The following is a 1,283-nucleotide window of genomic DNA, read 5'->3' as shown; positions in this document are numbered from 1 at the left end:
CTGAATGTCAGTCGGGTGCTCTTCCGATGTGGGGTGTTAGGGGGGCGGGGGACTTTTAGAACCAAATTGACTCTTGTTCCCCCCAAGCGAGGGATTGCTCGCTTGGGGGGCTAGGGGGGCAAAATTCAGTATAAAAAAACTTTTCAGATATCCTCTGACTTCTCTGTTCCCTGTTCCCTGTTCCCTGTTCCCTGTTCCCATAACTTCTAGTTTCACATCTAAACTGATAATTATAAAACCACTAATCAAGAAGTAAATTAGGTCAAAACTTATGGTTAATTCCCAGAAAAAGATAACTATTACTAAGGAAGATATTTGGCATCAAGTTAAGCTATCGGGTAATATTCCTGATCTAGTTGAGGAGATTCTTACTCGTAAGGTTGTCAAGGATGCTGTGGATCAAGCGGGGATAACTATTGAGGTTGAAGAACTTCAGGAAGTAGCTGACCAAACGCGATTAATGAACAACCTCAGTAGTGCTGAGGAAACTTGGGCTTGGTTAGAACAACGTGGTATGTCTCTGGATGATTTTGAAGAAGTTGTCTATGACACGGTTACCTCTGGAAAGTTAGCTGATCATTTATTTGCGGATAACGTTGAGTCTTATTTTTATGAAAATCAGTTGGATTATGCGGGTGTGGTGATGTATGAAGTGGTATTAGATGATCAGGATTTGGCTCTAGAACTTTTCTATGAAATTCAGGAAGGGGATGTGAGTTTTTATGATGTGGCTCACGACTATATTCAGGATCAGGAGTTACGTCGAAAACTTGGCTATCGGGGGATAATGTACCGTAACGATTTGAAGCCGGAAATTTCCGCTGCTGTTTTTGCTGCTAATCCCCCAGAGGTGCTTAAGCCGATTGTGACTGCTCAGGGGGTGCATTTGGTTTTGGTGGAGGAGATTGTTCAAGGGGAATTGGATGATCAGCTGCGGTATCAAATTATCTCGGATTTATTTAGTGGATGGCTAAAGCAACAAATTGGTAAAATTGAGGTGGTGAAAAATATGGAATTATCAACTACAACGTCAGAGGAATAAATTTAGTAGATATTGCTGAATTTATCAAATAATCCTCTGATAGATACCAGAGGATTATTTAATACCTAATTAGGTATTTGATCAGAACACCTATTTAGGGCTTGCTGAATAAGTCGACAAAGCGACTTTAGAGGCTACACAGCTTGACAAATCTCAGTTTCACCGTTTGGTTCCCCAATAAAACCCAGGGATTTCCCACAAAAGTGCAAGGTTTTTGAGCGACAAGATGCCAAAACCTTGA

1 protein-coding gene is annotated in these 1,283 nt (G+C 41.1%); it reads left to right on the top strand.

What is annotated here, in order from left to right; all coding sequences use genetic code 11:
• Positions 1 to 271 precede the first annotated feature (271 nt).
• On the top strand, positions 272 to 1,042 hold the full coding sequence (locus F6K49_RS50000) for a peptidylprolyl isomerase (RefSeq protein ID WP_293110268.1): 771 nt from the start codon (positions 272 to 274) through the stop codon (positions 1,040 to 1,042).
• Positions 1,043 to 1,283: the final 241 nt, after the last annotated feature.

This window comes from Moorena sp. SIO3I6 (assembly GCF_010672095.1).
Note: the sequence above shows the minus strand (reverse complement) of the source record. Positions and strands in the feature narration are given on the sequence as shown.

What these genes read in the sequence shown, in the direction of transcription:
- F6K49_RS50000 (WP_293110268.1), top strand. Translation starts at nt 272, where the DNA reads ATGGTTAATTCCCAGAAAAAGATAACTATTACTAAGGAAGATATTTGG.